At 62.1% G+C, this 26,093-nt stretch carries 26 protein-coding genes and 1 tRNA gene; 17 read left to right on the top strand and 10 right to left on the bottom strand.

The window, feature by feature from the left end:
• Window positions 1–6: 6 nt before the first annotated feature.
• From P0Y65_00745 to P0Y65_00790, 10 genes are all read left to right on the top strand, one after another.
• Window positions 7–1,965: a 3-hydroxyacyl-CoA dehydrogenase NAD-binding domain-containing protein gene (locus tag P0Y65_00745; GenBank protein ID WEK04817.1), complete on the top strand. Its 1,959-nt coding sequence runs from the start codon at window positions 7–9 to the stop codon at window positions 1,963–1,965.
• The gene (locus P0Y65_00750) at window positions 1,965–3,248 is read left to right on the top strand and encodes an acetyl-CoA C-acetyltransferase (GenBank protein WEK04818.1); all 1,284 of its coding nucleotides are present in this window, start codon (window positions 1,965–1,967) and stop codon (window positions 3,246–3,248) included. The genes P0Y65_00745 and P0Y65_00750 overlap by 1 nt, the downstream gene beginning before the upstream one ends.
• Entirely contained in the window at window positions 3,245–3,406 is a 162-nt protein-coding gene (locus P0Y65_00755) for a hypothetical protein (GenBank protein ID WEK04819.1), read from the top strand. The genes P0Y65_00750 and P0Y65_00755 overlap by 4 nt, the downstream gene beginning before the upstream one ends.
• A gap of 44 nt (window positions 3,407–3,450) precedes the next feature.
• The gene (locus P0Y65_00760; GenBank protein WEK04820.1) at window positions 3,451–3,846 is read left to right on the top strand and encodes a hypothetical protein; all 396 of its coding nucleotides are present in this window, start codon (window positions 3,451–3,453) and stop codon (window positions 3,844–3,846) included.
• 2 nt (window positions 3,847–3,848) lie between these two features.
• The gene (locus P0Y65_00765; protein WEK04821.1) at window positions 3,849–4,124 is read left to right on the top strand and encodes a type II toxin-antitoxin system RelE/ParE family toxin; all 276 of its coding nucleotides are present in this window, start codon (window positions 3,849–3,851) and stop codon (window positions 4,122–4,124) included.
• Between the two features lie 228 nt (window positions 4,125–4,352).
• Complete coding sequence (locus P0Y65_00770) at window positions 4,353–5,969, top strand: peptide ABC transporter substrate-binding protein (GenBank protein ID WEK04822.1); 1,617 nt, start codon at window positions 4,353–4,355, stop codon at window positions 5,967–5,969.
• 105 nt (window positions 5,970–6,074) lie between these two features.
• A complete protein-coding gene (locus P0Y65_00775) occupies window positions 6,075–6,998 on the top strand; it encodes an ABC transporter permease subunit (GenBank protein WEK04823.1) in 924 nt (307 codons plus the stop codon).
• Window positions 6,998–7,918 carry an ABC transporter permease subunit gene (locus P0Y65_00780; GenBank protein WEK04824.1) on the top strand — a complete coding sequence of 307 codons (921 nt, stop codon included), beginning with the start codon at window positions 6,998–7,000 and terminating at the stop codon, window positions 7,916–7,918. Before P0Y65_00775 ends, P0Y65_00780 begins: the two co-directional genes overlap by 1 nt.
• Window positions 7,919–7,929: 11 nt before the next feature.
• Complete coding sequence (locus P0Y65_00785; protein WEK04825.1) at window positions 7,930–8,772, top strand: ATP-binding cassette domain-containing protein; 843 nt, start codon at window positions 7,930–7,932, stop codon at window positions 8,770–8,772.
• Window positions 8,772–9,650 (top strand): ATP-binding cassette domain-containing protein, encoded by an 879-nt coding sequence (locus P0Y65_00790; protein ID WEK04826.1) that lies wholly within the window; start codon window positions 8,772–8,774, stop codon window positions 9,648–9,650. The genes P0Y65_00785 and P0Y65_00790 overlap by 1 nt, the downstream gene beginning before the upstream one ends.
• Before the next feature lie 68 nt (window positions 9,651–9,718).
• Here the strand turns inward: P0Y65_00790 and P0Y65_00795 are convergent, their stop codons facing one another.
• Window positions 9,719–10,213, bottom strand: a complete 495-nt coding sequence (locus tag P0Y65_00795; protein WEK04827.1) for a response regulator — start codon at window positions 10,211–10,213, stop codon at window positions 9,719–9,721.
• A 225-nt stretch (window positions 10,214–10,438) separates the two neighbouring features.
• Here P0Y65_00795 and ykgO point away from each other — a divergent pair, with 225 nt between their 5' ends.
• The 3 genes from ykgO to P0Y65_00810 all read left to right on the top strand — a co-directional run bounded on the left by ykgO (window position 10,439) and on the right by P0Y65_00810 (window position 11,909).
• Window positions 10,439–10,564, top strand: a complete 126-nt coding sequence (gene ykgO / locus P0Y65_00800) for a type B 50S ribosomal protein L36 (GenBank protein WEK04828.1) — start codon at window positions 10,439–10,441, stop codon at window positions 10,562–10,564.
• A gap of 81 nt (window positions 10,565–10,645) precedes the next feature.
• Window positions 10,646–11,059, top strand: coding sequence for a hypothetical protein (locus P0Y65_00805; GenBank protein ID WEK04829.1), 414 nt, complete (start codon window positions 10,646–10,648; stop codon window positions 11,057–11,059).
• A gap of 148 nt (window positions 11,060–11,207) precedes the next feature.
• On the top strand, window positions 11,208–11,909 hold the full coding sequence (locus P0Y65_00810; protein ID WEK04830.1) for a porin family protein: 702 nt from the start codon (window positions 11,208–11,210) through the stop codon (window positions 11,907–11,909).
• Window positions 11,910–11,985: 76 nt separating this feature from the next.
• On the opposite strand, the gene pyk is transcribed toward P0Y65_00810, so the two are convergent.
• Both pyk and P0Y65_00820 read right to left on the bottom strand, forming a co-directional pair.
• On the bottom strand, window positions 11,986–13,425 hold the full coding sequence (gene pyk / locus P0Y65_00815) for a pyruvate kinase (protein ID WEK04831.1): 1,440 nt from the start codon (window positions 13,423–13,425) through the stop codon (window positions 11,986–11,988).
• On the bottom strand, window positions 13,422–14,003 hold the full coding sequence (locus tag P0Y65_00820; GenBank protein ID WEK04832.1) for a DUF1036 domain-containing protein: 582 nt from the start codon (window positions 14,001–14,003) through the stop codon (window positions 13,422–13,424). Before P0Y65_00820 ends, pyk begins: the two co-directional genes overlap by 4 nt.
• 193 nt (window positions 14,004–14,196) lie before the next feature.
• Between P0Y65_00820 and P0Y65_00825 the strand changes: the two genes are divergently transcribed.
• Complete coding sequence (locus tag P0Y65_00825; GenBank protein WEK04833.1) at window positions 14,197–14,460, top strand: DUF2312 domain-containing protein; 264 nt, start codon at window positions 14,197–14,199, stop codon at window positions 14,458–14,460.
• Between the two features lie 117 nt (window positions 14,461–14,577).
• Here the strand turns inward: P0Y65_00825 and P0Y65_00830 are convergent, their stop codons facing one another.
• From P0Y65_00830 to P0Y65_00840, 3 genes are all read right to left on the bottom strand, one after another.
• Entirely contained in the window at window positions 14,578–14,799 is a 222-nt protein-coding gene (locus P0Y65_00830; GenBank protein WEK04834.1) for a flagellar basal body rod C-terminal domain-containing protein, read from the bottom strand.
• Window positions 14,800–14,879: 80 nt separating this feature from the next.
• Window positions 14,880–15,482: a hypothetical protein gene (locus tag P0Y65_00835; GenBank protein ID WEK04835.1), complete on the bottom strand. Its 603-nt coding sequence runs from the start codon at window positions 15,480–15,482 to the stop codon at window positions 14,880–14,882.
• Window positions 15,475–16,632, bottom strand: a complete 1,158-nt coding sequence (locus tag P0Y65_00840; protein ID WEK04836.1) for a hypothetical protein — start codon at window positions 16,630–16,632, stop codon at window positions 15,475–15,477. Before P0Y65_00840 ends, P0Y65_00835 begins: the two co-directional genes overlap by 8 nt.
• 150 nt (window positions 16,633–16,782) lie before the next feature.
• Here P0Y65_00840 and P0Y65_00845 point away from each other — a divergent pair, with 150 nt between their 5' ends.
• Window positions 16,783–17,922 (top strand): glycosyltransferase family 2 protein, encoded by a 1,140-nt coding sequence (locus P0Y65_00845; protein WEK04837.1) that lies wholly within the window; start codon window positions 16,783–16,785, stop codon window positions 17,920–17,922.
• Window positions 17,923–17,989: 67 nt separating this feature from the next.
• Here P0Y65_00845 and dxs read toward each other — a convergent pair whose 3' ends face one another.
• The 4 genes from dxs to P0Y65_00865 all read right to left on the bottom strand — a co-directional run bounded on the left by dxs (window position 17,990) and on the right by P0Y65_00865 (window position 24,695).
• On the bottom strand, window positions 17,990–19,921 hold the full coding sequence (gene dxs / locus P0Y65_00850) for a 1-deoxy-D-xylulose-5-phosphate synthase (GenBank protein WEK04838.1): 1,932 nt from the start codon (window positions 19,919–19,921) through the stop codon (window positions 17,990–17,992).
• A gap of 218 nt (window positions 19,922–20,139) precedes the next feature.
• On the bottom strand, window positions 20,140–21,753 hold the full coding sequence (locus P0Y65_00855) for a DUF882 domain-containing protein (protein ID WEK04839.1): 1,614 nt from the start codon (window positions 21,751–21,753) through the stop codon (window positions 20,140–20,142).
• Window positions 21,754–22,037: 284 nt separating this feature from the next.
• Window positions 22,038–23,738 carry a L,D-transpeptidase family protein gene (locus P0Y65_00860; protein WEK04840.1) on the bottom strand — a complete coding sequence of 567 codons (1,701 nt, stop codon included), beginning with the start codon at window positions 23,736–23,738 and terminating at the stop codon, window positions 22,038–22,040.
• Between the two features lie 198 nt (window positions 23,739–23,936).
• Complete coding sequence (locus P0Y65_00865; protein WEK04841.1) at window positions 23,937–24,695, bottom strand: SDR family NAD(P)-dependent oxidoreductase; 759 nt, start codon at window positions 24,693–24,695, stop codon at window positions 23,937–23,939.
• Window positions 24,696–24,795: 100 nt separating this feature from the next.
• Between P0Y65_00865 and P0Y65_00870 the strand changes: the two genes are divergently transcribed.
• Both P0Y65_00870 and P0Y65_00875 read left to right on the top strand, forming a co-directional pair.
• Window positions 24,796–25,743 (top strand): AraC family transcriptional regulator, encoded by a 948-nt coding sequence (locus tag P0Y65_00870; GenBank protein WEK04842.1) that lies wholly within the window; start codon window positions 24,796–24,798, stop codon window positions 25,741–25,743.
• 271 nt (window positions 25,744–26,014) lie between these two features.
• Window positions 26,015–26,089, top strand: a tRNA-Cys gene (locus tag P0Y65_00875).
• Window positions 26,090–26,093: the final 4 nt, after the last annotated feature.

The following is a 26,093-nucleotide window of genomic DNA, read 5'->3' on the forward strand; positions in this document are numbered from 1 at the left end:
GAGATGATGATCCAGCCAAGCATGCCGGAGACCAAGAACTGGCGCTTTCACCGCGACGTCGAGAACCTGGGCTGGCTGACGATCAATACGCCGGGTCCGGTCAATACGCTGAGCCGGGAGGCGATTGCGGAGCTAGAGGTGCTGGTCGCACGATTCGAGGAATTGGGGCAAAGCGGCGAGCTGGTCGGGGTGATCCTGCTGTCGGGCAAGGACAGCGGGTTTATCGCCGGCGCCGATATTTCCGAATTCGACGCGATGAGTGATTTTTCGGTGCTGCCGGATGCGCTCAAGCGGACACATGCGCTGCTCGCCCGGATCGAAGGCCTGAAGATTCCCTTCGTCGCGGGCATCCATGGCTTCTGCCTTGGCGGTGGGCTGGAACTGGCGCTGGCCTGTCACTACCGCGTGGCGGTGAACGACGACAAGACGCGGATCGGCTTTCCAGAAGTTGGGTTGGGGATTTTCCCGGGCTTTGGTGGAACGGGGCGGTCGATCCGCCAGGCCGGGCCCGTGGATGCCATGCAGATCATGCTGACGGGCAAGATGCTGCGGGCTGGGGCCGCGCGGGGATTGAACCTCGTCGACAAGCTGGTGCGCCATCGCGACATGCTGCGATGGGAAGCGCGCAAGGCGGTGTTGCAGAAGCGGAAGTCCGGCGAGGCCGGGTTTGCCAAGAAGGTGATGGCGCTGGGGCCTATCCGCGCCTATGTCGCCAAGAAAATGCGGGAGGGGGCGGGCAAGAAGGCGCGGCCAGAGCATTATCCGGCGCCTTACGCGCTGATCGACCTGTTCGAAAAGCATGGCGACGACTGGAAGGCGATGATCGCCGGTGAGGTGGACGCGTTCGTCCCGCTGATGGGGAGCGACACGGCGACCAATCTGCGGCGGGTGTTCTTTGCCTCGGAGGGCCTCAAGAAGCAGGGCGCCAAGGGCGTCAAATTTGCCCGGGTGCATGTGATCGGCGCAGGTGTAATGGGCGGTGATATTGCCGCCTGGTGCGCGCTGCGCGGCATGAGCGTGACCCTGCAGGATCTCGACATGGCGCGGATCCAGCCAGCGCTCGATCGCGGCAAGAAGCTATTCAAGAAACGGCTCAAGAAAAAGCGCGAGGTGGATGCAGCGGTGATGCGGCTGGAAGCCGATCCCGAGGGCAAGGGTGTTTCGCGGGCCGATGTGATCATCGAGGCCGTGGTGGAAAAGCTCGAGGTCAAGCAGAGCATTTTTGGCGGGCTGGAAGACAGGCTCAAGCCGGGTGCGATCCTTGCGACCAATACCTCGTCGATCGAGTTGGAGCGCATTGCCGAAAAGCTGAAGGCGCCCGAGCGGTTGATCGGGCTGCATTTCTTCAATCCGGTGGCGCAGCTGCCGCTGGTGGAGGTGATCCGCTCGACGTTCAATACTGATGCCGAAATCGGCAAGGGTGCGGCTTTTGCGCTGGCAATCGGCAAGAGCCCGGTTGTGGTCAAGTCGGCGCCTGGGTTCCTCGTGAACCGTGTGCTGATGCCCTATATGCTGGGTGCGGTGGAGCGGGTGGAGCGCGGTGAGAGCCGCGAGTTGCTCGACGCAGCGGCGGTGGCTTTTGGCATGCCGATGGGGCCGATCGAGCTGATGGATACGGTGGGGCTCGATGTCGGCAAGTCGGTCGCGACCGAACTTGGGCATGCTGTGCCCGAGGGTAGTCAATTCGACCAGCTGGTGAAGGCAGGAAAGCTTGGCCGCAAGACGGGCGAAGGCTTCTACAAATGGGTAGACGGCAAGGCGCAAAAGGGCGAGACCCCCGCGCATGCCGATCTGGCCGGGCTGGGTCGTGAGCTGGTCAAGCCGCTGGTCGACATGACCGAAGTGGTCGTGGCCGAAGGCGTGGTCGCCAATGCGGGCCTTGCCGATATCGGCGTGATCATGGGAACGGGCTTCGCGCCGTTCCTGGGTGGACCGCTCAAGGCACGCATGGATGGGAGAGCATAATGGCCGAACTTCGCAAGGTCGCCATCGTGGGTTCGGCGCGCATTCCCTTTGCGCGCGGCAATACGGCTTATGCCGACGAGACCAATCTTTCCATGCTGGGCACGGTGCTGACCGGGCTGGCGGACAAGTTTGGGCTCAAGGGCCAGAAGGTGGATGAGGTCATTGCCGGGGCGGTGATCGGGCATTCGCGCGATTTCAACCTGGCGCGTGAGGCAACCCTTGATGCGGGGCTGTCGCCGCGCACGCCGGGCACGACGATGCAGATCGCTTGTGGCACAAGCCTGCAGGCGGCGCTGGTGCTGGCCGGCAAGATTGCCTCGGGCGAGATCGATAGCGGCATTGCCGCCGGGTCGGACACGGTCAGTGACAGTCCGATCGTTTTCGGCAACAAGTTCCAGCACCGGCTGCTGGACGTGAACAAGGCGCGCTCGACCGGCGAGAAGTTCAAGGCGTTCAAGGGCTTTTCCTTCGGCGAGCTGACGCCGGTGGCGCCTTCAGTCAACGAACCACGCACAGGGCTTTCAATGGGCCAGCATTGCGAGCTGATGGCGCGCGAATGGGGCATTACCCGCCAGGCGCAGGATGAGCTGGCGGTGGCCAGTCATCGCAATGCGGCCAAGGCCTATGACGAAGGGTTTCACGACGATCTGCTGGTGTCATGCGCCGGGCTGGTGCGGGACAATAATGTCAGGGCGGACGCCAATCTGGACAAGATGAGCACGCTCAAGCCTGCTTTCGACAAGTCGAGCGGGCAGGGAACGCTGACGGCGGGTAATTCCACGCCACTGACCGATGGCGCCTCGGCCGTGCTGCTGGCGAGCGAAGAGTGGGCCAAAGAACGTGGACTGCCGGTGCTCGCCTATCTGACGGCAGGGCGCGTGGCCGGCAATGACTTCGCCCATGGCGAGGGCCTGCTGATGGCACCGACCATTGCGGTCAGCGAGATGCTGGCGCGCAAGGGGCTGAGCTTTGACGACATCGACTATTTCGAGCTGCACGAGGCGTTTGCGGCGCAGGTGCTGTGCACGCTGAAGGCCTGGAACGATGCGGACTATTGCCGGGATGTGCTTGGGCGAGAGACGGTGATGGGCGCGGTCGATCCGCAGAGGATCAATGTTAAGGGATCGAGCCTGGCCTATGGGCACCCCTTTGCTGCGACCGGTGCGCGCATCCTGGGCCTCACCGCCAAACTACTGTCGACTAGCCCCGGCAGCAGGGCTTTGCTAAGCGTGTGCACGGCGGGCGGCATGGGTGTCGCGGCCCTGGTTGAAAGCGCGCAATGAACGAAAATGTCCTCAAATTCCGCCGGCCCGAGAAGAAGCCCGAGCCGCCGGTGAAAAAGCCGCGCGGACCGATGCCCGGCTGGGTGCCGTGGGTGATTTTGGTGGCGGTTGCAGTAGCGATCTACGCGGCACAACAGGCCGGCATGCTGGGGCGTTGACAGCGTCCACGGTTGTGCCAAGCTGAGGTTAGCAGGAGGTCAGCATGACCAAAAAGCTCGACCCGATCATCTCCGAATTCGCGACGCAGGAAGAGGCGGATAGTTACGACCGCTGGTTCCACCAGAAAGTGCAGCAGGCACTGGACGATCCGCGACCGGGTATTCCGCATGATGAAGTGATGGCACAGGTCAGGGCGGTGATCGACGCCGCCGTCGAGCGCAAGAAGGTGTCAGGGCTGGAGGAGCCCAGTGCAGCCTTTGACCAGTTGGATCCCCTCGTTTCGGAGTTCGAGACGCAAGAGCAGGCGGATAGCTATGATCGCTGGCTGATGGCCAAGGTTGAAAGATCCCTGTCTGACCCGAGGCCGAGCATTCCGCATGATGAGGCTATGCGACGCGTCAAAGAAGCTATCAAAGCTGCAGCGAGACGGTCTGAATAGAAATGCTGCTTGTCCGCTGGCGATCCGAAGCGCTGGATGACCTGCTTGGTATCACGACCTATATAGCGCAATTTGACGAGATGGCCGCGCTGAAGGTGCAGGCCCGGATTGAGGCTTCTGTGATGTCGCTCGTCGAGCACCCATTTCTGGGCCGGCCTGGCCGGCGCGCGGGGACACGTGAACTATTGGCGCACCCCAATTATCTGGTGATCTACGCCGTCGGTCCTGACACCATTGAGGTCACTTCGGTGGTGCATACGCGCCGCGAATACCCCTGAGGCCGCCTGGTTGGACAGGCGGCGCGGGCGTATACGGCATGTTAATAATTCGAGACGGCTTGACGCATAGGTCAATGTTTTGCTTGTCAGTGGACGGAATGGCGTAATACCGTCCAGCCATCTTGACCGGGTGGTTAAAGCCCTGGCCACAAGACATTGCAATCCGCGGCGCCATGATCGCGGGACAAAGACGATTTAGAAAAATACCCACAAGGAGACGGGACGAGAATGAAACTCACGCAAACCTTGACCGCGGTCGCGACCGCCGGCGCAATGGCGCTGATGATGAGCACAGCGGCTTCTGCCGTGACGCTGCAGCTGCACAATGGCGGTGATCCCGGTACGCTCGATCCGCACAAGGCTTCCGGCGACTGGGAAAACCGTGTCATCGGCGACTATATCGAAGGTCTGGTGACTGAAGACGCTGCCGCCCAGCCGATCGCTGGTCAGGCCGAGAGCTGGGAAATCTCCGAAGACGGCAAGGTCTATACCTTCCATCTGCGTGACGGCATCCAGTGGACCGATGGCGAGCCGGTTACGGCCGAAGATTTCGTCTACGCCTTCCAGCGCCTGTTCAACCCGGCGACCGCTGCCGACTATGCCTATCTGCAGTTCCCGATCCTGAATGCTGAAGCCATCAACTCGGGCGAAATCACCGATTTCGACGAACTCGGCGTCAAGGCGATCGACGACAAGACGCTCGAAATCACGCTCAGTGCCTCGACCCCCTATTTCCTCGATGCGCTGACCCATTACACGGCCTATCCCGTGCCAAAGCACCTGGTCGAAGAGATCGGTGACGACTGGACCAAGGTCGAGAACATCGTTGCCAACGGCCCCTACAAGATCGTGGAATGGCTGCCGGGCTCCTATGTCCGTTCGGAAAAGAACGAAGACTATTACGATGCTGCCAATGTGCAGATCGATGAAGTCTACTACCATGTGCTGGAAGACCAGGCGGCAGCGCTGAACCGCTACCGTGCGGGCGAGTTCGATATCCTGACCGACTTCCCGGCCGATCAGTATCAGTGGCTGCAGGACAATCTGCCGGGCGAAGCCCATGTGGTGCCGTTCCTGGGTGTCTATTACTACGTGATGAACCAGGAAGAGGGCGAAGTGCTCTCGGACGTCCGCATTCGCGAAGCGCTGTCGATCACCGTGCTGCGTGACGTGATCGGGCCCGATATCCTGGGCACCGGCGAACTGCCGGCCTATGGCTGGGTCCCGCCGGGCACCAACAACTATGTCGAAGACGCCTATGCGCCGGAATGGGCCAGCGAGCCCTATGAAGAGCGCGTCGCCCGCGCCGTCGAGCTGATGACGGAAGCCGGTTACGGCCCGGACAAGCCGCTGACGCTGCAGCTGCGCTACAACACCAATGACAACCACCAGCGTATCGCAGTGGCGCTTGCCGCCATGTGGGAGCCGCTGGGCGTCAAGATCGAGCTGTTCAACGCCGAAACCGCGGTTCACTACGACGCCCTGCGTTCGGGTGATTTCCAGGTCGGCCGCGCCGGCTGGCTGCTGGACTATAACGATCCGTCCAACACGCTCGACCTGCTCAAGACTGGTACCAACCAGGCTGGCACCATGAACTGGGGCAATAACTACGGCCGCTATTCGAACGAAGAGTTCGACGGTCTGCTGGAGCAGGCTGCCAACGAGCTCGACCTGACCGCTCGCGGCCAGCTGCTCGCCGATGCCGAAAAGATCGCCATGGACGAATTCGCTGCCATCCCGATCTACTGGTATGTGTCCAAGGACGTCGTGTCGCCCAAGATCTCGGGCTTCCAGGAAAACGCCAAGAACATCTTCCGCACCCGCTGGCTCTCGAAGTCGGAATAAGCGGCAGACACACCTGACCGTGGGGGCCAAGCGCCCCCACGGTTCTTTTGTCCGGCAGGCGCAACTATCGTGTTCCAGCGCACCGGCAAGGAGAATTAAACCAACATGCTGGCCTATGCCTTTAGGCGCGTGCTTTCGGCCATTCCGATTGCATTGATCGCCGTTACCATCTGCTTTTTCATCCTGCGCCTGGCGCCCGGTGGCCCCTTCGATGGCGAGCGTGCGCTCCCCCCGACCGTGCTGGCGAACCTGCGTGCGCATTACAATCTCGATCAGCCGCTGGTCGTGCAGTATTTCATCTATGTCTGGCGGCTCATCCAGGGCGACCTCGGTCCCTCGATGGTGATCGACGGGTTCCGCGTCAGCGACCTGATCCGCATCGGCTTCCCCTTCACCCTCACCATGGCGCTGTCGGCTTTCGTCATCGCGACGCTGGTGGGTATCGTGGCCGGCATGGTCGCGGCGGTGAACCAGAACAAATGGCCTGACTATGTGCTTGTGCTGATCGTGATGATCGGTGTCGTGGTGCCCAACTTCCTCAATGCGGCGCTGCTGCAATTGTGGTTCGGCGTGCATCTGGGATGGCTGCCTGCGGGTGGCTGGGTCAGTGGCTCGATCGCCCATCTGGTATTGCCGGTGACCGTGCTGGCTTGGCCACACGCGGCGCGTATCAGCCGGCTGATGCGTGGCTCGATGATCGAAGTGCTGGGCACCAACTACGTGCGCACGGCGCGCGCCAAGGGCCTGCGCGAGCGGCTGGTGCTGGTGCGCCATGCGATCAAGCCGGCGCTGCTGCCGGTGGTCTCCTATCTCGGGCCAGGCCTCTCCTATCTGCTGACCGGCTCGCTGGCCGTTGAACAGATTTTCGGCCTGCCGGGGATCGGCAAGTATTTCGTCACCGCGGCGCTCAACCGCGACTATGGCATCGTGCTGGGCACGACCATTCTCTACATGTTCATCATCCTGGCACTGAATCTCATCGTTGACCTCGTCTATGCCTGGCTCGACCCGAAGGTGAGGTACCACTGATGGCTGGAATTACCGGCAAGGACGAAGTCCTCACCCAATATGCGCGCAAGCTGGAAACGCTTGATGCGCCCAAGGGCCGCTCGCTGACCGAAGACGCAATGCGGCGCTTGGTGCGCAACAAGGCGGCTGTGGTTTCCATCGCCATTGTCGTGCTGATTATCCTGGCGGCGTTCATTGGACCCTATTTCGTCACCTGGGGCTATTCGCAGGTGGACTGGGCCTCGATCCGCAAGCCGCCCAATTTCGATACCGGGCACTATCTCGGTACCGACCAGAACGGCCGCGACATGCTGGCCCGCGTGCTGCAGGGCACGCAGATGAGCCTGATCGTTGCCTTTGTGGCGACGGTGGTGTCGGTTTCGATCGGCGTGGTCTATGGCGCAGTGGCCGGCTATTTCGGTGGCCGGGTCGATGCGATCATGATGCGTATCGTCGACGTGATGTATGCGCTGCCCTATATCCTCTTCGTCATCATCCTGATGGTGATGTTCGGGCGCAATCCGGTGCTGCTGTTTGTTGGTATCGGCGCGATCGAATGGCTGACCATGGCGCGCATCGTGCGCGGGCAGACGCTGTCGCTGAAGGAAAAGGAATTCGTCGAGGCTGCACGGGCTTCGGGTGCGAAACCCTTCGCCATCATTATGCGGCATATCGTGCCCAACCTGACGGGGCCGGTGGTGATCTATGCAACGCTCACCATTCCCGAAATCATCATCGCGGAGAGCTTCCTCTCCTATCTCGGCCTGGGCGTGCAGGAGCCGCAGACATCGCTGGGTACGCTGATCTCCGCCGGTGCGCCGGTTGCGGAAGTGTTGCCCTGGATGCTGCTGGCACCCGCCGCCGTGCTGGTCACGCTGCTGCTCTGCCTCACCTATATCGGTGACGGGTTGCGCGACGCGCTCGACCCCAAGGACCGGTGAGGACAATCGACATGACATTGCTTGAAGTCAAAAACCTCAAGGTCGAATTCCAGACCCAGGATGGGGTGGTGAGCGCCGTTCGCGACCTCAACTACACGCTGGAAAAGGGCAAGACGCTGGCCATCGTCGGCGAGAGCGGATCGGGCAAGACGCAGGGCGCCTTTGCGATTCTGGGGCTCTTGCCCAAGAACGGCAAGGCTTCGGGTTCGGTGCTGTTCAACGGCACGGAAATCCTCAACCTGTCGCCGCGCAAGATCAATGAATATCGCGCTGCCAAGATCGGGATCATCTTCCAGGACCCGATGACATCGCTCAATCCCTATTTGCGCATTTCGCGGCAGCTGACGGAAGTGCTGGAACGGCACAAGGGCATGAGCCGCAGTCAGGCCCTGGCAGAGAGTATCCGTATGCTCGATGCGGTGCGCATTCCCGACGCCAAAAACCGCATCCACATGTATCCGCACGAGTTCTCGGGCGGCATGCGGCAGCGCGTGATGATCGCCATGTCGCTGCTATGCGGACCGGAGCTGCTGATCGCTGACGAGCCGACCACGGCGCTGGACGTGACTGTGCAGGCCGGGATCATCGACCTGTTGGTCGACCTGCAGGAGGATTTCGGCACGTCGATCATCCTGATCACCCATGACCTGGGCATTGTCGCGGGCAGCTGCGAGGATACGCTGGTCATGTTTGACGGTCGCGTGATGGAATATCGCAAGACAGAAGAGCTCTTCGCCAACCCCCAGCATGCCTATACCAAGGGCCTGCTGGCCGCCGTGCCGCGGCTCGACAAGAAGGTCGAGCGGCTGTCGACGGTTTCCTATGATTTCCTGGCGCAAGGACGCGAATTGTGATGACGGACAAGAAACCGATCCTGCAGGTCCGCAACCTCTCCGTGGACTTCCAGATTCCGACCGGCGGCATGTTCGGCGGCAAGAAGATTCTCAAGGCGGTCAAGGAAGTGTCCTTCGACCTGCACCAGGGCGAAACGCTCGGCATCGTGGGCGAAAGCGGCTGTGGCAAGTCGACATTGTCGCGTGCCGCGATCCGGCTGATCGAGCCGACCTCGGGCGAGTCGTTGTGGATGGGCAAGGACATCATCAAGATGAGCCCACGCGAGATCATCGCGCTGCGCAAGGACATCCAGATGATCTTCCAGGATCCGCTGGCCTCGCTCGATCCGCGCATGACGGCTGGCGCCATCATCGCCGAGCCGCTGCTGATCCACTATCCGGAAGTCAGCAAGAAGGAACGCGCCGCCCGCGTCATCGCCATGATGGCCAAGGTGGGGCTCGCGCCCGAGCTGGTGAACCGCTATCCGCACGAATTCTCGGGCGGGCAGTGCCAGCGCATCGGCATCGCACGGGCGCTGATAACCAACCCCAAGCTGGTGGTCTGCGACGAAGCCGTGTCGGCGCTCGACGTGTCGGTCCAGGCGCAGGTGATCAACCTCTTGATGGACCTGCAGAAGGAACTGGGGATTTCGCTGCTGTTCATCGCGCATGACATCGCCGTGGTCCGCCACATCGCGCAGCGCGTCATGGTGCTGTATTTCGGCGAGGTGGTGGAGATCGGCGAGTCCGAGCAGGTGGTGACCGATCCGCAGCACGACTATACCAAGAAACTCATCGCTTCGGTGCCGGTGCCCGATCCAAAGGCGGAGATGGCGCGGCGCGAATTGCGCCGCAAGCTGCGCCGCGAGGCTGCCGAGGAGGCAAAGGCTACGGCCTGACCTTCTGCGTCAGAAACGAAAAGGCCCGCTCCGGCGGGCCTTTTGCCGAGTGGGTGATGCCTTGCTGCTCAGCCAGCCTTGGCGGTCGGTCCGCGGCGATCTTCGGAGACGTCGACGGTCTTGCGGCGACGGTCGGGGCCCTTGTATTCGCCGCCCTCGATGAAGCCGCGCGGGTTGATGACGAGGCTGCTGAGGCGGGTCTGCAGGTGATTGGCGGCAAAGGGCTTGCGTAGGAATTCGGTGGCGCCGGCGTCGCGGGCCTCGGCGATGCGTTTGGCGTCGGGCGCCGAGCTCATCATGATGATGGGGACCGAACGGTTCTGGCATTCCGTGCTGGCGCGCAGCTTGCGGGTCAGTGCCACGCCGTCGAAGCCCTGGCCGTCGTCGATAATGACGACGTTGAAGTTCCGACGCTGCAGCTCGGCCATGGCCTTTTCGGCATCATAGGCCTCGCGGATGTCCTTGCGTCCCAGGCTGCGCAGCATGATGCTGACCAGACCTGCCATATGGGTGGATGGATCGACGACGAGAACGCCGTGCTTGGTAATTTCCTCGTTTGCCATGCCAGTTTGCCGTTAGTGACTGCCGGGACTGTAGAATAACCCCGGTTTGCCAAGAGGCCGTTAATCGGCATATTGCAATCTTGTCACAAGAAACGCCCGGGGCAGTGAAAAACGGGTCCGTCACGCGTTGACAGGCCTAGCCCTTTTCCCTATGTATGCCGCCAGTTTCCGGGCGGCGCTTAGAGAAATCTGGAGCGCCCCTTTTGTTTGACCAAGGATTGACCGATGAAAGTCCGTAACTCGCTGAAGGCGCTGATGACTCGCCACCGCGCGAACAAGCTCGTCCGCCGTCGCGGCCGGGTCTATATCATCAACAAGGTGGATAAGCGCTTCAAGGCCCGTCAGGGTTGAGCGTCACGCCAGTCTGATTTCAAAGCCCGCGAAAGCGGGCTTTGTTGTTTTTGTGCCTGTTGCGATCAATTGGAGGACAGTATGCGGCGCTCCCATACGATCACCATCTCGATCGACCGCCCCTTTGACGAAGTTTATGCCTACCTCTCCAAACCCAGCAATTACCAGGACTGGGCTACAGTTGAGCAGGGCAGTTTCAAGCCGCTGGAGAATGGCGATTGGGTCGGCATGACGCCTGCCGGATTGCGCCATCATCGTTTTACCGCGCCCAACAATTTCGGCGTGCTGGACCATGCCATCTTCGTGCCAGGCAAGGAGATGCTGTATAATCCGATGCGGGTGACGCCCAACCAGGACGGCACCGAGCTGACCTTTACCTACTATGTCCGCGAGGGCATGAGCGACGAGCGCTTCGAATCCAGCATCGAATGGATCCGGACCGACTTTCTGGCGCTCAAGAGCTATCTCGAGGCTGGCAATCGCCGGCGCGTTTGACCGGGCGGCTGGCGCATAACTGTCTAGACACAGACCTGCCTACGTATATGTACCTATCCTATTGATGTATCTGAATTAATTCTCAGACATCAGCGTATTGTTAACCATAGTGGGTCACACTTCCTTCACCACGTTTCTGGAGGTTGTTGTGAAGCGTCTTTGTGCTGGCCTGGCTGTGCTGGGTTGTTTTATTGCGCCAGTCAGCGCTGCCGATCTGATGCTCGGCGAGACCATTGTGTCGATGGACCGCAGCGAACTGCCTGCCAGCGGTTTTGACTGGAGCGGTTTCTATGCGGGTCTTAATGGCGGCTATCTGACGGGCGATGTCGATTCCACCAGCGTTGCCACCGGTGTCACAACGGAAGTGCCGCTCGATGGTGCCATGCTGGGCGTTACCCTGGGCGGCAATGCGCAGTTCGGCATGTTCGTGCTGGGCGCGGAAGGCGACCTCGCCTGGTCGGGTGCTGATGGCAGCGCCACCTGCGAGCTGTTGCCGGGTTCCGATTGCAATGCCGAGATCGACTGGCTGGGTACCGTCACTGCGCGCGGTGGCGTGGCCTTCGACAGTATCCTGGTCTTTGCCAAGGGCGGCGTGGCCGTCGCCCGAGGGCGCGGCACGGTAACGCCAGCCTTTGCGGGCATCAGCAATGAGTTCGAAGATACATTCGTCGGCTGGACGGCGGGCGCGGGCGTCGAGCTGGCCGTAACCGATGCCATCTCGGTCAAGGCGGAATACAATTATATCGACCTGGGCAGTCAGGACGCGCCGGCCGGTACGATCGGCACCGGTGTGCAGGAGGTTTCGCCCGTCGCGCATGCGGTGAAGCTGGGCTTCAACTACCACTTCTAGGCGTCACAGACGCCAAAGGGAAAGGGCCCGGCAGGTGACTGCCGGGCCCTTTGTTCATTCAGCCGTGTGGCGTGGCTCAGCTGCTGCCGGCGCCGTCCTGGCGGACGAAGGCGATGCGCAGCATATTGGTGGCGCCGGGCGTGCCCAGCGGAATGCCGGCAGTGATGGCGATGCGGTCACCAGGGCGGGCAAAGCCTTCCTGGTAGGCGATGACGCAGGCGCGGTCGACCATGTCCTCGAGGCTGACGGCGTCTTCGGTCTGCACGCAATGGACGCCCCAGACAACCGACATGCGGCGGATGGTGCGCATGTTGGGGGAGAGCACGATGATGGGCTTGGAAGGCCGCTCGCGGGCGGCACGGATGCCGGTGGAGCCGGAAGCCGTGTAGGTGACGATGGCAGCCAGATCGAGCGTTTCGGCAACCTGGCGCGTCGCCGCCGAGATGGCGTCGGCTGCGGTGGCTTCCGGTTCGGTCTGGGCGGCGCGAATGATGTTGCGATAGTTGGCGTCGGTTTCAACGGCCACGGCCACCTTGTTCATGGTGGCGACGGCTTCGACCGGGTACTGGCCGGAGGCCGATTCGGCCGAGAGCATGACGGCGTCGGCGCCTTCGAAGACCGCGATGGAAACGTCGGACACTTCGGCGCGGGTCGGGACCGGCGAGGTGATCATTGATTCCAGCATCTGGGTGGCAACGACGACCGGCTTGCCATAGCGACGGCACATGCGGATCATGCGCTTCTGCAGGCCAGGAACGGTTTCAAGCGGCAGCTCGACGCCAAGATCGCCGCGCGCCACCATGATAGCGTCGCAGAGCTTGACGATTTCCTCGAGGCGGTCGATGGCCTGGGGCTTTTCGATCTTGGCCATGACGCCGGCGCGACCCTGGACAATCTTGCGGACATCGATGATGTCCTCCGGACGCTGCACGAAGGAAAGCGCGATCCAGTCGGCGTCGGCCTTGAGGCCCTCGAGCAGATCGGCGTGGTCCTTTTCGGTCAGGGCGCCGGTGGGCAGCAGCGTGTCGGGCAGCGAAACGCCCTTCTTGTCGGAAAGTTTGCCGCCGTAGATGACTTCGGTCTCGATGGCACCATTACCGACTTTAGTAGCCTTGAGGGCCAGCTTGCCATCGTCTAGCAAGAGCCGGTCACCGACGGAGACGCTCTCGATGATTTCGGGATGGGGCAGGTAGACACGGTCGATATTGCCGTTGTCGTTCTTGTCGCTGTCGAGCGTGAACTTCTGGCCGGCGACGAGGTTGATCGAGCCTTCGGCGAATTTCCAGACGCGGAGCTTGGGACCCTGAAGGTCAACCAGGATGCCGAGCGGATGGTTGAGGCGCTTCTCGACCGCGCGGATGCGCGCCACGGTCTGGTGCAGCACTTCGTGGCTGGCATGGCTCATGTTGATGCGGAACACGTCCGCGCCGGCCTTGGCCAGTTCCTCGATCATCTTTTCGTCGTGGCTGGCTGGCCCGAGGGTGGCGAGGATCTTGGCGCGTCTCATGCGTCTCATTGCGTGTCCGTTCCTGGCGTTTCTGTGCCGGTCTCCGGAGCGTCGATAGTGACGTCATCGGGATCGACGAGGAATGTAGGGTCTTCTAGGTCTTCGCTGCCGTCAGGACCCACGATGGCAGGCCCTCCGGCACCGTCGGTCAACTGGAGGGTCCAGTCCGTGCGGCTCTGGGTATCGATTTCAAAGAAACCGGTGCGCTCATAGCCCCGGGCGAGGCAATCCTCAACCCCGAATATTGTGAAGGTTTCGTCACGCGTGCACATGAAGACCGACCCGTCCCATGCGCCGCCGCCGATATCGTCCACGGCAAACAGGTAATAGAACCGGCGTTCGAGTGTGCCCTGATAGAGCACGCGGCAATCGCCGGGCGGGGCCTGCCACCAGCCTTCGCTCATCCAGCCGCGCTCGGCGCGATAGCCCAGGGCCACCGAAACCAGATTGCCGGTTTCATTGCAGACGCGCAGATCGGCGTGGGCCGGGGTGATGAAAAAGGCAAGATTGGCGGCCAATGCGCCGATCAGGGGCAGGGCTAGACGCTTGTTGCCGAGATGTTTTTTGCCGAGACGGGAAGTGAGCAATCTGGTGCCAGCAATCATCGGGAAAAGGTGCCTTCTTTGAGCCCATGGTAGGCGATAGGTCAATGGCTAAAGCCGCGATTTGACCGAATTGCGGGCAAGTGATCGGCTGGTCATGTGGATTGGTTTCAAAAGGACTTGAACCCTAACGCCCAGTACGATTGAACACCGGCAGCGAATGAAAAGGAATGTGCCAATGGCCGTCGAAGACAGCGTTGCCCAGGATCAGTTGCGGGCGTTCATCGAACGCATCGAGCGCATGGAAGAAGAAAAGGCCGCTATCGCTGCCGATATCAAGGAAATCTATGCTGAAGCCAAGGGCAATGGCTTCGATACCAAGATCCTGCGCAAGATCGTGAGCATCCGTAAGCAGGATGCCAATGAGCGCGCCGAGCAGGAAGCGATCCTGGAATTGTACATGGCCGCTCTCGGCATGGTGGAAGCACCACCCGAAGATTGATCGGCTTTGGCCTGACCGCGAAAATATGAAAATGCCGGCTGCGAGGCCGGCATTTTTGTTGTTGTATGGTCGCGCTATCGAACCGCAAAAGTGGTGGCCACTTTTGCTGAAAGCGCTCTAAGCCAGAATGTCGATGGTGGACCTGGCCATCTCGTCGGCCATTTTCATGATCTTGGCCGAGGCCTTGAAGTCGATTTCGGCGGACATCATGTCGACCACGTCGGTGGCGAGGTCGGAGGTTTCCTGGCCGGTGCCGGTGCGGGCGATGCGGGTGGCGCTGGCTTCGAAACGATCGCTGGCGCGTAACATGCCGGCCGCGCCAATGCTGGAAATGTTCATGCGTTACACCTGTTGGGAGTTACCCAAACCCTAACGGGAACTGCTTGAGATTGTCTTAGCGGGGACCCGCCAAACTTGTGTCAAATCGCGGCGGGCGACAGGGACGCGGCGCTGAGCTTGATGGCGCGCCAATGGGTATTGGACGTGCGGCCATTAGGATTGATCGCGTCAGGATAGTCGAAGATGATTTCGAGAAAGCCCAGATCGTCGATGGCGCTGGCCGGGATGGGCAGCATGAAGCGATCGACCTGGTCGGGGAGGACGGTCAGGGTCTGCAGTTCAGTGCCGCCGGCGGAAACCACAACGCGCTGTTCTGGCGGGCCGGGCATGGTCACAGCGCTCAGGTCCAGCGTCAGGGTCAGGTCTTGTGGTTCGGCAATGGCAAATTTCAGGCGGGACGAGGTGCCGATGGAATGGGCGCCGTCGCCGGCCGGACCATCCCAGCCGCAGGGGCGCAGTTCGCGTGTGTCGTCGCCGCCGGCCGTGAAGTCGAGTTCGGTGCCGAGGGTATAGACGCCGGTGACCGGCTGCGTCAGGCAGGTGGTCGACTTGTCGAGGTAATAGGCGTGGTAGTTTTCGGGCACATTGGGATGCAGCGCCTGCCAGAAGACGGCGAGTTCAAAGAGGGCAAGGATGGCGGCAAGGGCATAAAGGCCGAGCGCGGCCGGGGAGCGTTCAGACAAGCGCAACATTGCCTCCCAGCCAAGCGAGGGTGGTGAACCAGGCGCCTATAAGGATGGTGAGCAGGCTCACGACGAAGAGCCAGCGCCAACGACCGAGCAGGGTCATCAGCGTGATCGTCAGTGGCGCCATGGCGGTCATGAAACGCAGCATGGAGGCGAGGCCTGCGGCCAGCGGAATGATGATGGCGAGGAGGGCGAAGAGTACTGCGGGCCATTGGCGGCGCCAGGCGAGGACGCCGGTGAGGATGAGACCAGCGACAGCGGCGAGGGCCAGCACCTGCGAAGGCGTCAACCATTGACCTTGGGTGACGGACCAGTTGGTCAGGCCGCGCCAGAGATAAAAGACCGGATTGCCGACGACGCGGGCCCAGGCACGCTGCACATGACTGAAGGCCAGGCCATCGCCGATCCAGTAATTGAGGAAGGCCATGTAGACGAAGAGGCCGAGCGGCGAGATGAAGATTGCCAGCACCAGCTTGGGCTGGGCGAGCAGGCCAGGCAGCCAGCCTTTCCACGAGCCGGTATTGCGCCGCCAGTCGAGCAGGGCCTGCAGGCCGATCGACAGCGAAATGAAGACACCCACGATGCGGGTGGAAGAAAGCAGGGCGGTAAAGCCTGCGGCGCCGAGGTAGTTGCTGCGGCTGAGAGACCGGAAGGCGAGCGTCGTCAGCAGCAGAAACATGACCTCGGTCATGAAGGTGGTGAAATAGATGGAGACCGGGCCGCTGAGCACGAAGGCGGCGTAAAGCGTATAGGCGCGCAGGTTGCGGCCCAGCAGAGGCCAGGCGACCACGACAGCGGCATAGGCGGTAACGATCGAGGCAATGCTTGCCAGGAAGATCATCGGCAGCGGGATCAGCTTGCCGATCAGGCCGACCAGCATGGGATAGAAGGGGAAGAAGGCCCAGTTGCCGGCGTTGATGCGGGAAGGGACGGGGAAGGGGTCATAGCCTGTCTGGGCCATTTTGACGTACCAGCCACAATCCCAGCGGCAAAGCGCCCGGAAATAGCGGGTCCAGTCGACATCGGGCTGGGCGTAGCGGAAGGCGATGAAGCGGATAGCGGTGCCGGTCAGCACGAAAAGCAGGGGTAGAAACAGGACCAGCCGTGTCGGACGATCCTGCGCCGGGTCGTTGCTGGCCTGAAACACGGCGCCTCCGCAAATAGTGCCAAGATGCTCTGGCACAAATCAGAATCTTCCACACCTGCGCGCTTTGCAAGGCAGACATCCAAACTTGTCGCGCAACCTTTTGACGCGGACGTGGTTTCTATCGGCTGGTTCAGCAAGAGTTAACCACAGATGTCGATCGACCAAAGCTCCAGTCTTCTCGTCGAGCAGACCAGCAGTTTCCACCCCCCGCAGCTTGCAGTGATTGTGCCCAGCTATAACGAGCGGGACAATATCGAGCTGCTGTATGAAAAGGTGGCTATCGCGCTGGGCAGCACGCCCTGGGAGATGATCGTCGTTGACGACGACAGCCCGGATGGCACGGCAGACCTGGTCAATGAATTGAGCCGCGTCTACGCCAATATCCGCTGCCTGCGCCGATTTGGCCGGCGCGGGCTTGCCTCGGCCTGTGTCGAGGGCATGGCGGTGACAGGTGCGCCCTATGTGGCGGTGATCGACGGTGACCTGCAGCATGACGAAGCCATTCTGCCCACCATGCTGGCCAAGGCACAGGCCGGGGCGGATCTGGTTGTCGGTTCGCGCTTTGCCGAGGGCGGTTCGGCCGGCGACGGGCTCAGCGCGACGCGCCTGTCAGGCAGTAATTTTGCCAATCGACTGGCAGGGATGATTGCGGGCCAGGCGGTGAGCGACCCCATGAGCGGGTTTTTCCTGATGCGCCGCGAGGCAGCGCTCAAGGCAGCACCGAAGCTTTCGAGCGACGGCTTCAAGATCCTGATCGACATGATCGTCACCTCGGCCAAGATCGGCATGCCGCTCAAGATCGCGGAAGTGGGCTACACGTTCCGCCAGCGCCATGCCGGCGAGAGCAAGATGAGCCCGCTGGTGGTGATCCAGTATCTGGGCCTGTGGCTGTCGAAGATGACCGGTGGTGCGCTGCCGCCGAGTTTTCTGATGTTCGGTCTCGTTGGCGGCACGGGCGTCGTGGTGCATCTGGCCATGCTGGCGCTGATGACTTCAGTTCTGGCACAGGGCTTCGTGGTCAGCCAGATCGTGGCGACGCTGACGGCCATGGCGTGGAATTTCGTCCTCAACAACAACCTGACCTATGCCGATCGCAAGCTGCGCGGCCCCAAGCTGATCACGGGCTTCATCAGCTTCTGTGCCATCTGCGCCTTGGGCGGCATTGCCAATATTTCTGTGGCCAATGCGATCTACCAGTTCGATCACCAGACCTTCGTGGCAGGCCTCTCGGGCGCGATCATGAGCTCGGTGTTCAACTATGCGGTAACGCGGGCGTTTACGTGGAAATAGGCGTCCATTGACGCAAAAAAACGGTCCGCAGCGATGCGGGCCGTTTTGTTTGTAACTGGCGAAGTCGCTAGCTGATCTTGCCGAGCGCAGCGGCCATGGCCGCTTCGTCATAGCCCAAGGTCGTCAGCGCGGTGGCGACAATCCCGGCGCGGTCGAGGCCGGCGGCGGCATACATGTCGGACTGGCTGGCGTGTTCGTCGAAGCGATCAGGGATCATCAGCGGACGGAAGCGCAGCTTGCCGTCAAGCAGGCCATTGGAGGCGAGGAAGGTCGCCACATGGCTGCCGAAGCCGCCGATAGAGCCTTCTTCCACGGTTAGCAGCACATCATGGGTGGACGCCAGCTTTGCCGTCAGCTCTTCGTCGAGGGGCTTCAAAAAGCGGGCGTCGGCGACGGTCGGATTGAGGCCCAGTGCAGCCAGTCGGTCGGCGGCAGCGAGGACTTCGCCGAGGCGCGTTCCATAGCTCAGGATGGCGATGGTGGCGCCCTGGCGGACGATGCGGCCCTTGCCGATGACAAGCTTTTCGCCGCGTGCCGGCAGGTCGACGCCCAGACCCTCGCCGCGCGGGTAGCGGAAGGCGATGGGGCCGTTGTCATAGGCTGCGGCGGTTGCCACCATGTGGCGGAGCTCGGCCTCGTCGGCGGCCGCCATCTGCACGATGCCCGGAATGGCGCCAAGATAGGCGGCGTCGTAATTGCCGGCATGGGTGGGGCCGTCAGCACCGACAAAGCCGGCGCGATCGATGGCGAAGCGTACCGGCAGGTGCTGGATCGCCACGTCGTGCACGACCTGGTCAAAGGCGCGCTGCAGGAAGGTGGAATAGATGGCGCAGAACGGCCGCATGCCTTCGCTGGCCATGCCGGCGGCAAAGGTCACGGCATGCTGCTCGGCGATGCCGACGTCGAAGATGCGTGTCGGGTGGATTTCCGCGAATTTGTCGAGGCCGGTGCCCGAGGGCATGGCGGCGGTGACGGCGACGATGCGTGGATCGTCATTGGCTTCCTGGATCAGCGTGTCGGCAAAGATCGAGGTGTAGGACGGCGCGTTGGAGGGGGGCTTGGCCTGGGCGCCGGTGATGACGTTGAATTTCGATACGCCGTGATACTTGTCGGCGGAATGCTCGGCCGGGGCGTAACCCTTGCCCTTCTGGGTCACCAGATGCACGAGGATCGGGCCTTCGGCGGCATCGCGGACATTCTCGAAAATCGGGATGAGATTGTCGAGGTCATGCCCATCGACCGGGCCGACATAATAGAAGCCGAGCTCTTCGAAGAGGGTGCCGCCGGTGAAGAAGGAGCGGGCAAATTCCTCGGTCTTGCGGGCCGGTTCATGCAGGAAAGCCGGCAGCTTGCTGACGACATTCTTGGCGGCTTCTCGCGTTCCGCGATAGACGGGCCCCGAAACCAGGCGCGCCAGATAGGTGCGTAGCGCTCCCGTGGGCGGCGCGATGGACATGTCGTTGTCGTTGAGCACGACGATGAGGCGCGCATCCATGGCGCCGGCATTGTTCATGGCCTCATAGGCCATGCCGGCCGACATGGCGCCATCGCCGATGACGGCGACGACATTGCGCGGCTTGTCCATGAGATCGCTGGCGACCGCCATGCCGAGGCCGGCCGAGATCGAGGTCGAGGAATGGCCGGCGCCAAAGGGATCGTATTCGCTTTCGGCGCGGCGGGTGAAGCCTGAGAGGCCATCTTTCTGGCGCAGGGTGCGCATGCGGTCGCGACGGCCGGTCAGAATCTTGTGCGGATAGGCCTGGTGGCCGACGTCCCAGATGATGCGATCATGCGGTGTGTCGAAGACGGCATGCAGCGCCACGGTCAGTTCCACCACGCCTAGGCCCGCGCCAAGATGACCACCGGTCACCGAGACGGCGTCAATCATTTCCGCGCGCAATTCGTCGGCCAGCTGGCGCAGGTCTTCCTGTGGCAGGGCGCGCAGGTCGGTGGGCGTATTGACGGTATCGAGCAGTGGGGTGACGGGCTTTTCGGCCAAGCTGGAAGTCCTTTACCACAGTGGCGGTGGCCACAGTCGGGAAGCGGTCCTGACTGGTTCTTGGTGCCACGCTCTCCGAGAGCAAACCAAAGGCCAGTCTGGCGAGAACGCTTTGATTGTCTTTAGGCTCCGTGCCGCTGGTTTGCAACAAGAGCAAACCCCGCCGCGCGAGCGCAGCGGGGTGAATTAGTGTGGCAAATTGCCTGAAATAGGGCGGGTCAGTTGAAAGCTGCAGCGGCCGGCTTGGCGGTGACGAAGCTCGTATGCGACAGGCCCACCGGAGCGTCGCCGGCGCTCATCACCGTGACATACTTGCCCATCTCGGCGGTCGGGTCGAAATCGGCCTGATCGTGATCCCAGATGATGGCGAAGCGCTCGGAGGTGACGGCTTCAGGGGCCGTCAGCATGTCGGCATGCTCGAGATCGGGGGCGATCATCTGCGGGTTGCGCATGGCGCCGGGTACCGGGCGCTTGGCGATGTGTTCGGCAAGGGCTGCTGCCGTCGTCTCGTTCTGCTGTGCCGAACCGAAGGTGGAGTCAAACAGATTACCAAAGGCGCCGGAAGTGGCTGGCGTACCGCCGAGCGAGGCGGTGCGCAGGCCGGTTTCGACGGTGAGCGGCAGGATGGGCTGGCGCGTCGCCGGCGCCGGGGGAACGGCGGCCGTCGTATTGTTGTCGATGATCATTTCCAGCGCGCGCTGGGCATTGCCGTCTTGGGCGATATAGGCGGTCATCGCTTCGGGTTGCTCGCGTTCGCTCATGATGAGGCGCGGCTGCGGCATGGGAGCGGTCAAGGCAGCCAGGGCCGTGACGGCGTCGCCTGAGGGCAGGGCCGCAGCGGTGGCGACGCGAATGGCTTCCGATTTCATCAGCGGCAGCGGCGCGACTTCGGCGCTGGCCAGTTCGGACGGATCCAGCGGCGCGCTGCCGGTGGTCGAAAAGGGGATGGCAGCTGAGGCCGTTTCGACTGGCGCCATAACTCCGCCGAAAGCGGCGGGACGGGCGGCCGGAACAGGGGCGACGTCGGTCGTTGCCGACTGCGGCGCGACCGAAGCGACCTGAACAGGTGCAGGTGCCGGAGCGGATGCACGCGCGGCGGGCGCCGCTGCCTGCTGCTGTTCGCCATTGCCGCCGAAGAACATGTCCATCAGCGTCTTGCCGCTCCCGCCATTGCTGGCGGTCTGGGTGCCCGAATCCGTGCCCGAGCAAGGGTAGCGATGGCACTGTTTCCAGCCAGCCATGGCGACCTGATAGCCTTCCTGCGACAGCGGCTTGCCGTCGGTGGGCAGGTGCATGGTCTTGCCGTCGGGGAAGACTTCCTGCAGCTGAGCGCGGGTCATGCGTGGCCAGGCGCGGACCGAGCCGACGTCGAGGTGGACGAAGGGGCTGCCCGAGGTGGGATAGAAACCGACGCCGCCGACCTGCTTGCGCATGGCGGTGGCGCGCAGCTTGGCCAGGGGAATGCCGGGAATGAAAAAATCCATCGCCGTGCCGCGCATGTGCTGGGAATTGTCGGCGACGCCCGACGAGGTCTTGGCCAGCATGGCGTTGGTCTGGGGTGAGCGATAGGCGGAAACGACGTTGATCGGCTGGGTGGCGCCGACTTCCTGATAGACTTCCCAGACCAGGTCGAAGAGGCGCGGATCCATCTTGGCCGGTTCGTTACGGCGCCAGTCGCGCAGGAAGACGTTGAGCTCGTTGAGGCCCGACTGCACATATTGCCCGTTGCGCTTGAAGACGATGCGGGCGGTTTCCTGGGTGTGGGTATAGTAGAGATAGATGGCGCGCTCGGAAGCGGCGGCCGCAGGCGTGACCGCCTGGGGCAGGATCACGGTGAAGCTCACAAGAGCGGCAAGCAGGAGCCGCCCAATTCGGTGCCGTTTCAAAAAGGAAGTCCCCGTCACGCCAAACTCTGCCCGGTTATTGCCAGTTGTCGTTAGAGGTTAGCGCCAAAATGGATCGAATTGATTAACGCTAACGAGATCTCAAGCCGGCACCCCGGCACTTCACGACCTCGTTATTACGAGCAAATGCTGGCGCAACCAAGGCGAAATTGTAAATGTGACATTAAGGAGTGTGGCGGCACGCCATACTCTGCGGGGTGAACCGGCCCTGATCAGGGGGCCAGTTCGTTCACGACGGGCGCTGCCTCGGCGATGATTTCCGGGGCAAAGGCGGGCTTGGCCAAGCCCATGGCGGCGATCAGTTTGGCATTGTGGCCATAAATGTCACCAAAGCCCTTGAGCTCGCCATTGTCATCCACACGAACGGTGAAATAGGCGAGGTGGACGGGGATCTGCGTTTCCGGGTTTACCCATTTTTCCGCGGGGCCGAACATGCCTTCGAGGGAAGCGCGGGAAATATTGGGCTCATTGGCCATCAGCGCGCCGGCAAAGGCCATCGGGTCCTCGACGCGGACGCAGCCGTGGCTGAGCGCGCGGGCGGCGCGGCCGAACAGGCCCTTGGACGGCGTGTCATGCAGATAGACGTCGTGCTTGTTGGGGAAGAGGAATTTGATCTGGCCCAGGGCATTGCCCGGCCCCGGGCGCTGGCGCACGCGGAAGGGGAAATTGGTGGATGAAACCGCACCCCAGTTGACCTGCCAGGGGCTGACGACATCGCCGTTGTAGAGCAGGTCCATGTTCTGGTTGTCGGTATAGGCCGGGTTGCGCATGACCGCCGGAGCGATCTCGCCCTTGATGATCGAGCTGGGCACATTCCAATAAGGGTTCACCACGACGTGGCGGATATTGTCCGAGAAGATCGGCGTCTGGTTTTTGACCGAGCCGACGACGACGCGGGTGGTATATTCTTCGGTCTGGCCGCGATTGATGGCGAGGCGGAATTCTGGAATGTTGACGAAGACGTTGAATTCGCCAAGGTCGCGCGGCAGCCAGCGCCAGCGTTCCATATTGGCGATGATATCGGCCTTGGTGATCGGCTGACCGCCATTGAGCGCGACCAGGGTCGCCGGGCCCATGACGCCATCGACATCGAGCTTTTCGGCGGTCTGGAACAGCTTCATCGCCTCGACCATGTGGTCGTCATAGAGCATGCCCTCGACGGGCGGCAGGTTGAGGCGCGCGCGCAGTGCCGGCACCCGGGCATCGGTCATGCCCGGCTTGAGGCTGGGGCCAGTGGCGATCTGGGCGGGGCGATCGGGCTGGGTGCCATCGAAGCTGGCAAGGGCGGCTTTGAGAGCCAGGAATTCGGGATGCGTCGGCTCCAGCGCGGCGAGAACCTTGACCGGGTCCTTGCTTGTGGCGAGTTCGACCAGCAGCGCTGCTTCATCGAGCTTTTTGGGCTGGACGTCGAGATTGGCATCGACCGACTGGGGGGCAATACGGCCGGTATAGATATGGGTGGCATAGCGCAGGGTGGCGCCGGAGAAGGCGGTTTCAAGCTGCGCAAGCTTGGCCGGGTCGCCCTTGGCGCCCGTCGGGTCAAGGTCGGGCGTCAGATAGTCGGACGGCCGCAGACCTTCGCTTTCGGCACTCTCGAAAAGCTTCAGAATCTTCTGGGCTGGCTCGGAGAAAGTCACGTCGCCATTGGCGTCGGTGCTCAGCCAGATCGGCTCGAAATGACGACCGCCGTAGAAGAAATAGAGCTTCTGCGCCTCCGCATAGGCGGCGGAGTTCTTGTTCGTGTCATTATAGGCCGTGGACAGACCCGTCTTGATGGTCTGGGCCAGTGGCGTCTGCGGCGGAGCGATGATGACGGGGGCAGTGGCCAGCGCGTTCACATCCTGCGCCGATACCGAAAACGAGACACCCATGCCGGCAATAACGGCAAAAAGGGACACCACGATCTTGTTCATCTGAGCTCCATGCACGGCAATATTGTGACGGCCGGAATGCCAGAATCAAAGGGTCTGGCTGGCCGTTCCCGAGCTATCGAGCAATAAACTGCAAACCTTAACGGGAGCAATCACTCGCAACACTGTGAGCGCGAGATGTGGTGTCGAGGACACAGTAGGGTCCGGCCCGCCGCGACAGTGGCGGCGGGCCTTTGTCGACTACCAGGGATAGGCTTGGTTGACCGAGCCGGTGAAGGTGCCAGTGGGGCTATCGCTGCCGAGGAGGGCAACGCGGACAGCTTCGGCGGCGCCCTGTTCGACGGTTTCGGTGCCTTCGTAATTGTTGAGGGCGGTGGCGGTGAAGCCGGGGGTCACGGCATTGACCCTGATCCCTTCGGCTTCAAGCTCGATGGCAAAGGCCAGGGTGATGGCATTGAGCGCGGTCTTGGAGGCGGCGTAGCCGGGGTTGAAGGTGGCTCGATAGGGATTGGGCGTCGAGTTGAAGGTCAACGAGCCGAGGCCGCTCGAGACATTGACGATGCTTGCGGCGGTGGATTTGCGCAGCAGGGGCACGAAGGCCTGGGTGACGGCGAGCACCCCGAAGACATTGGTCTCCCAGATGGTGCGCACTTCATCCACCGAGATCAACGTCGCCCGCGAGCGCTGGATATAGTCCGCCATGGTCTCGACCTCATGGGTGTTCGCACGGGAGATCGCGGCATTGTTGACGAGGATGTCGAGGCGGCCGAACTGCTGTTCGACCTGGGCGGCGGCGGCGCGGATCGAAGCCTCGTCCGTCACGTCGAGCTGGATGGGGTGGAGGTCGCCCTCGATGCCTTGAGCCGCTGCCTTGCCGCGATCGAGATTGCGCGAGGCGAGCAGCACGGTCAGGCCGCTGGCGGCGAGGTCGGTGGCGATCTGCAGGCCGATGCCCTGGTTGGCGCCGGTGACGAGTGCGATGCGTGAATGTTCAGTCATGGTGGCTTGATCCTGTTCTTGATTGGCCGAACAGGAGATGGGCATGCGCTATTGGACGTTCTATATTCAAACGTCCAAGCTTATGTCGAGATTGTCCAGAATGACAGATCCCCTCGCGCAGATCGTTGGCCTGCTTCAGCCGGGTGCGCCGTTTTCCAAATGCGTCACCGGTTCGGGGCCATGGCGGGTGCGGCGGACGCAGTCGCCCAATCCCTACTATGTAGCCGTGCTCAAGGGCAGCCTGCGCTACAGCGATCAGCGGAGCGGAGAGGTGATCATCAATGCGGGCGATTTCATCCTCATCCCTTCGGCACAGGACTTCATGATGTGGAGCGACATGCCCAGCGACGACAGCAATATGGTGGTGGATCCGGTCATCCTGCCGGGCGGCGGCTATCGGGTGGGGAGCGTCGATGGACCGGTGGATATGCGGGCGCTGGTGGGTTACTGCATTTTCCAGTCCGAGGATGCGACGTTGCTGTCGTCGCTGTTGCCCGAACTGGTGGTGGTACGGGGTGAGCATCGCCTTGCCATGCTGATGCAATTGCTGGGCGACGAGGCCATGGGCAGCAAGCCGGGGCGGGAAGTGGTCATGCAGCATCTGCTGGAAGTGCTGCTGATCGAAGCCCTGCGCTCCTCGGTCGAGGTCTGTGCTTCGCCTGGCCTCGTGCGTGGTCTTTCCGATGAACGGCTGGCGGTGGCGATCAGGGGCATGCATGCGCGGCCCGAACGCGGCTGGACAGTGGCCGAGCTGGCGCGCGAGGCGGCGCTGTCGCGCTCGGGTTTTTACGAGCGGTTCCAGGGTGCGGTGGGCATGGCGCCGATGGAATATCTGACGGCATGGCGTCTGGCGCTGGCCAAGGATCTGCTGCGCAAGCGGGAAGCAAGCGTCGCCGAAATTGCCCGGCAGGTTGGATATCGCTCCGCGAGTGCCTTCAGCGTCGCCTTCACGCGGGATGTGGGTGTGTCGCCGGCGCGCTATGCCCGCGACATGGCAGCGGCAGGGTCGAAACAGGCGGCGGAAGCCTTTGAAGGCGCCATCGCATGACGGCATTTTGCGCCAGTACTCGGCAAAACTGACGATGTCATATCCGCCAACTAGCAATCCGTTCGCGTGGTGACATGATAGAGGCAGTCGCGCGGCAGCCTACGTTCCCGACCGGCGCGATCCTCAAGCGCCCCCTTTCCTCCAGGGGGCGCTTTTGCTTTTGCCGGGTCGCGGCAACTTTCAGAACCTGTTTACCGCAATGCAAGCTTGGCTGGATTGACGCACAGACAAGTAACCTTGCCTGGTCTAAGCAAGCTGCGCGCCTGCGAATGGCCCTGTGGCGGAGAGTTACGCACGGGATTGCAACTCCTGGTACCCTTGGTTCAAGTCCAGGGCAGGGCCTCCAGCGC

This window comes from Candidatus Devosia phytovorans (assembly GCA_029202405.1).
In the GTDB taxonomy this organism is placed as follows: domain Bacteria; phylum Pseudomonadota; class Alphaproteobacteria; order Rhizobiales; family Devosiaceae; genus Devosia; species Devosia phytovorans.

Bases quoted from the DNA above. Each gene is read 5' to 3' on its own strand.
- P0Y65_00870 (WEK04842.1), top strand. From the start codon at position 24,796: ATGACAGATCCCCTCGCGCAGATCGTTGGCCTGCTTCAGCCGGGTGCG.
- P0Y65_00865 (WEK04841.1), bottom strand. From the start codon at position 24,695: ATGACTGAACATTCACGCATCGCACTCGTCACCGGCGCCAACCAGGGC.
- P0Y65_00795 (WEK04827.1), bottom strand. From the start codon at position 10,213: ATGGCAAACGAGGAAATTACCAAGCACGGCGTTCTCGTCGTCGATCCA.
- P0Y65_00780 (WEK04824.1), top strand. From the start codon at position 6,998: ATGGCTGGAATTACCGGCAAGGACGAAGTCCTCACCCAATATGCGCGC.
- P0Y65_00825 (WEK04833.1), top strand. From the start codon at position 14,197: ATGGCCGTCGAAGACAGCGTTGCCCAGGATCAGTTGCGGGCGTTCATC.
- P0Y65_00860 (WEK04840.1), bottom strand. From the start codon at position 23,738: ATGAACAAGATCGTGGTGTCCCTTTTTGCCGTTATTGCCGGCATGGGT.
- P0Y65_00805 (WEK04829.1), top strand. From the start codon at position 10,646: ATGCGGCGCTCCCATACGATCACCATCTCGATCGACCGCCCCTTTGAC.
- P0Y65_00755 (WEK04819.1), top strand. From the start codon at position 3,245: ATGAACGAAAATGTCCTCAAATTCCGCCGGCCCGAGAAGAAGCCCGAG.
- P0Y65_00745 (WEK04817.1), top strand. From the start codon at position 7: ATGATCCAGCCAAGCATGCCGGAGACCAAGAACTGGCGCTTTCACCGC.
- P0Y65_00765 (WEK04821.1), top strand. From the start codon at position 3,849: ATGCTGCTTGTCCGCTGGCGATCCGAAGCGCTGGATGACCTGCTTGGT.
- P0Y65_00775 (WEK04823.1), top strand. From the start codon at position 6,075: ATGCTGGCCTATGCCTTTAGGCGCGTGCTTTCGGCCATTCCGATTGCA.
- P0Y65_00760 (WEK04820.1), top strand. From the start codon at position 3,451: ATGACCAAAAAGCTCGACCCGATCATCTCCGAATTCGCGACGCAGGAA.
- ykgO (WEK04828.1), top strand. From the start codon at position 10,439: ATGAAAGTCCGTAACTCGCTGAAGGCGCTGATGACTCGCCACCGCGCG.
- P0Y65_00845 (WEK04837.1), top strand. From the start codon at position 16,783: ATGTCGATCGACCAAAGCTCCAGTCTTCTCGTCGAGCAGACCAGCAGT.
- pyk (WEK04831.1), bottom strand. From the start codon at position 13,425: ATGAGACGCATGAGACGCGCCAAGATCCTCGCCACCCTCGGGCCAGCC.
- P0Y65_00785 (WEK04825.1), top strand. From the start codon at position 7,930: ATGACATTGCTTGAAGTCAAAAACCTCAAGGTCGAATTCCAGACCCAG.
- P0Y65_00830 (WEK04834.1), bottom strand. From the start codon at position 14,799: ATGAACATTTCCAGCATTGGCGCGGCCGGCATGTTACGCGCCAGCGAT.
- P0Y65_00750 (WEK04818.1), top strand. From the start codon at position 1,965: ATGGCCGAACTTCGCAAGGTCGCCATCGTGGGTTCGGCGCGCATTCCC.
- P0Y65_00790 (WEK04826.1), top strand. From the start codon at position 8,772: ATGACGGACAAGAAACCGATCCTGCAGGTCCGCAACCTCTCCGTGGAC.
- P0Y65_00770 (WEK04822.1), top strand. From the start codon at position 4,353: ATGAAACTCACGCAAACCTTGACCGCGGTCGCGACCGCCGGCGCAATG.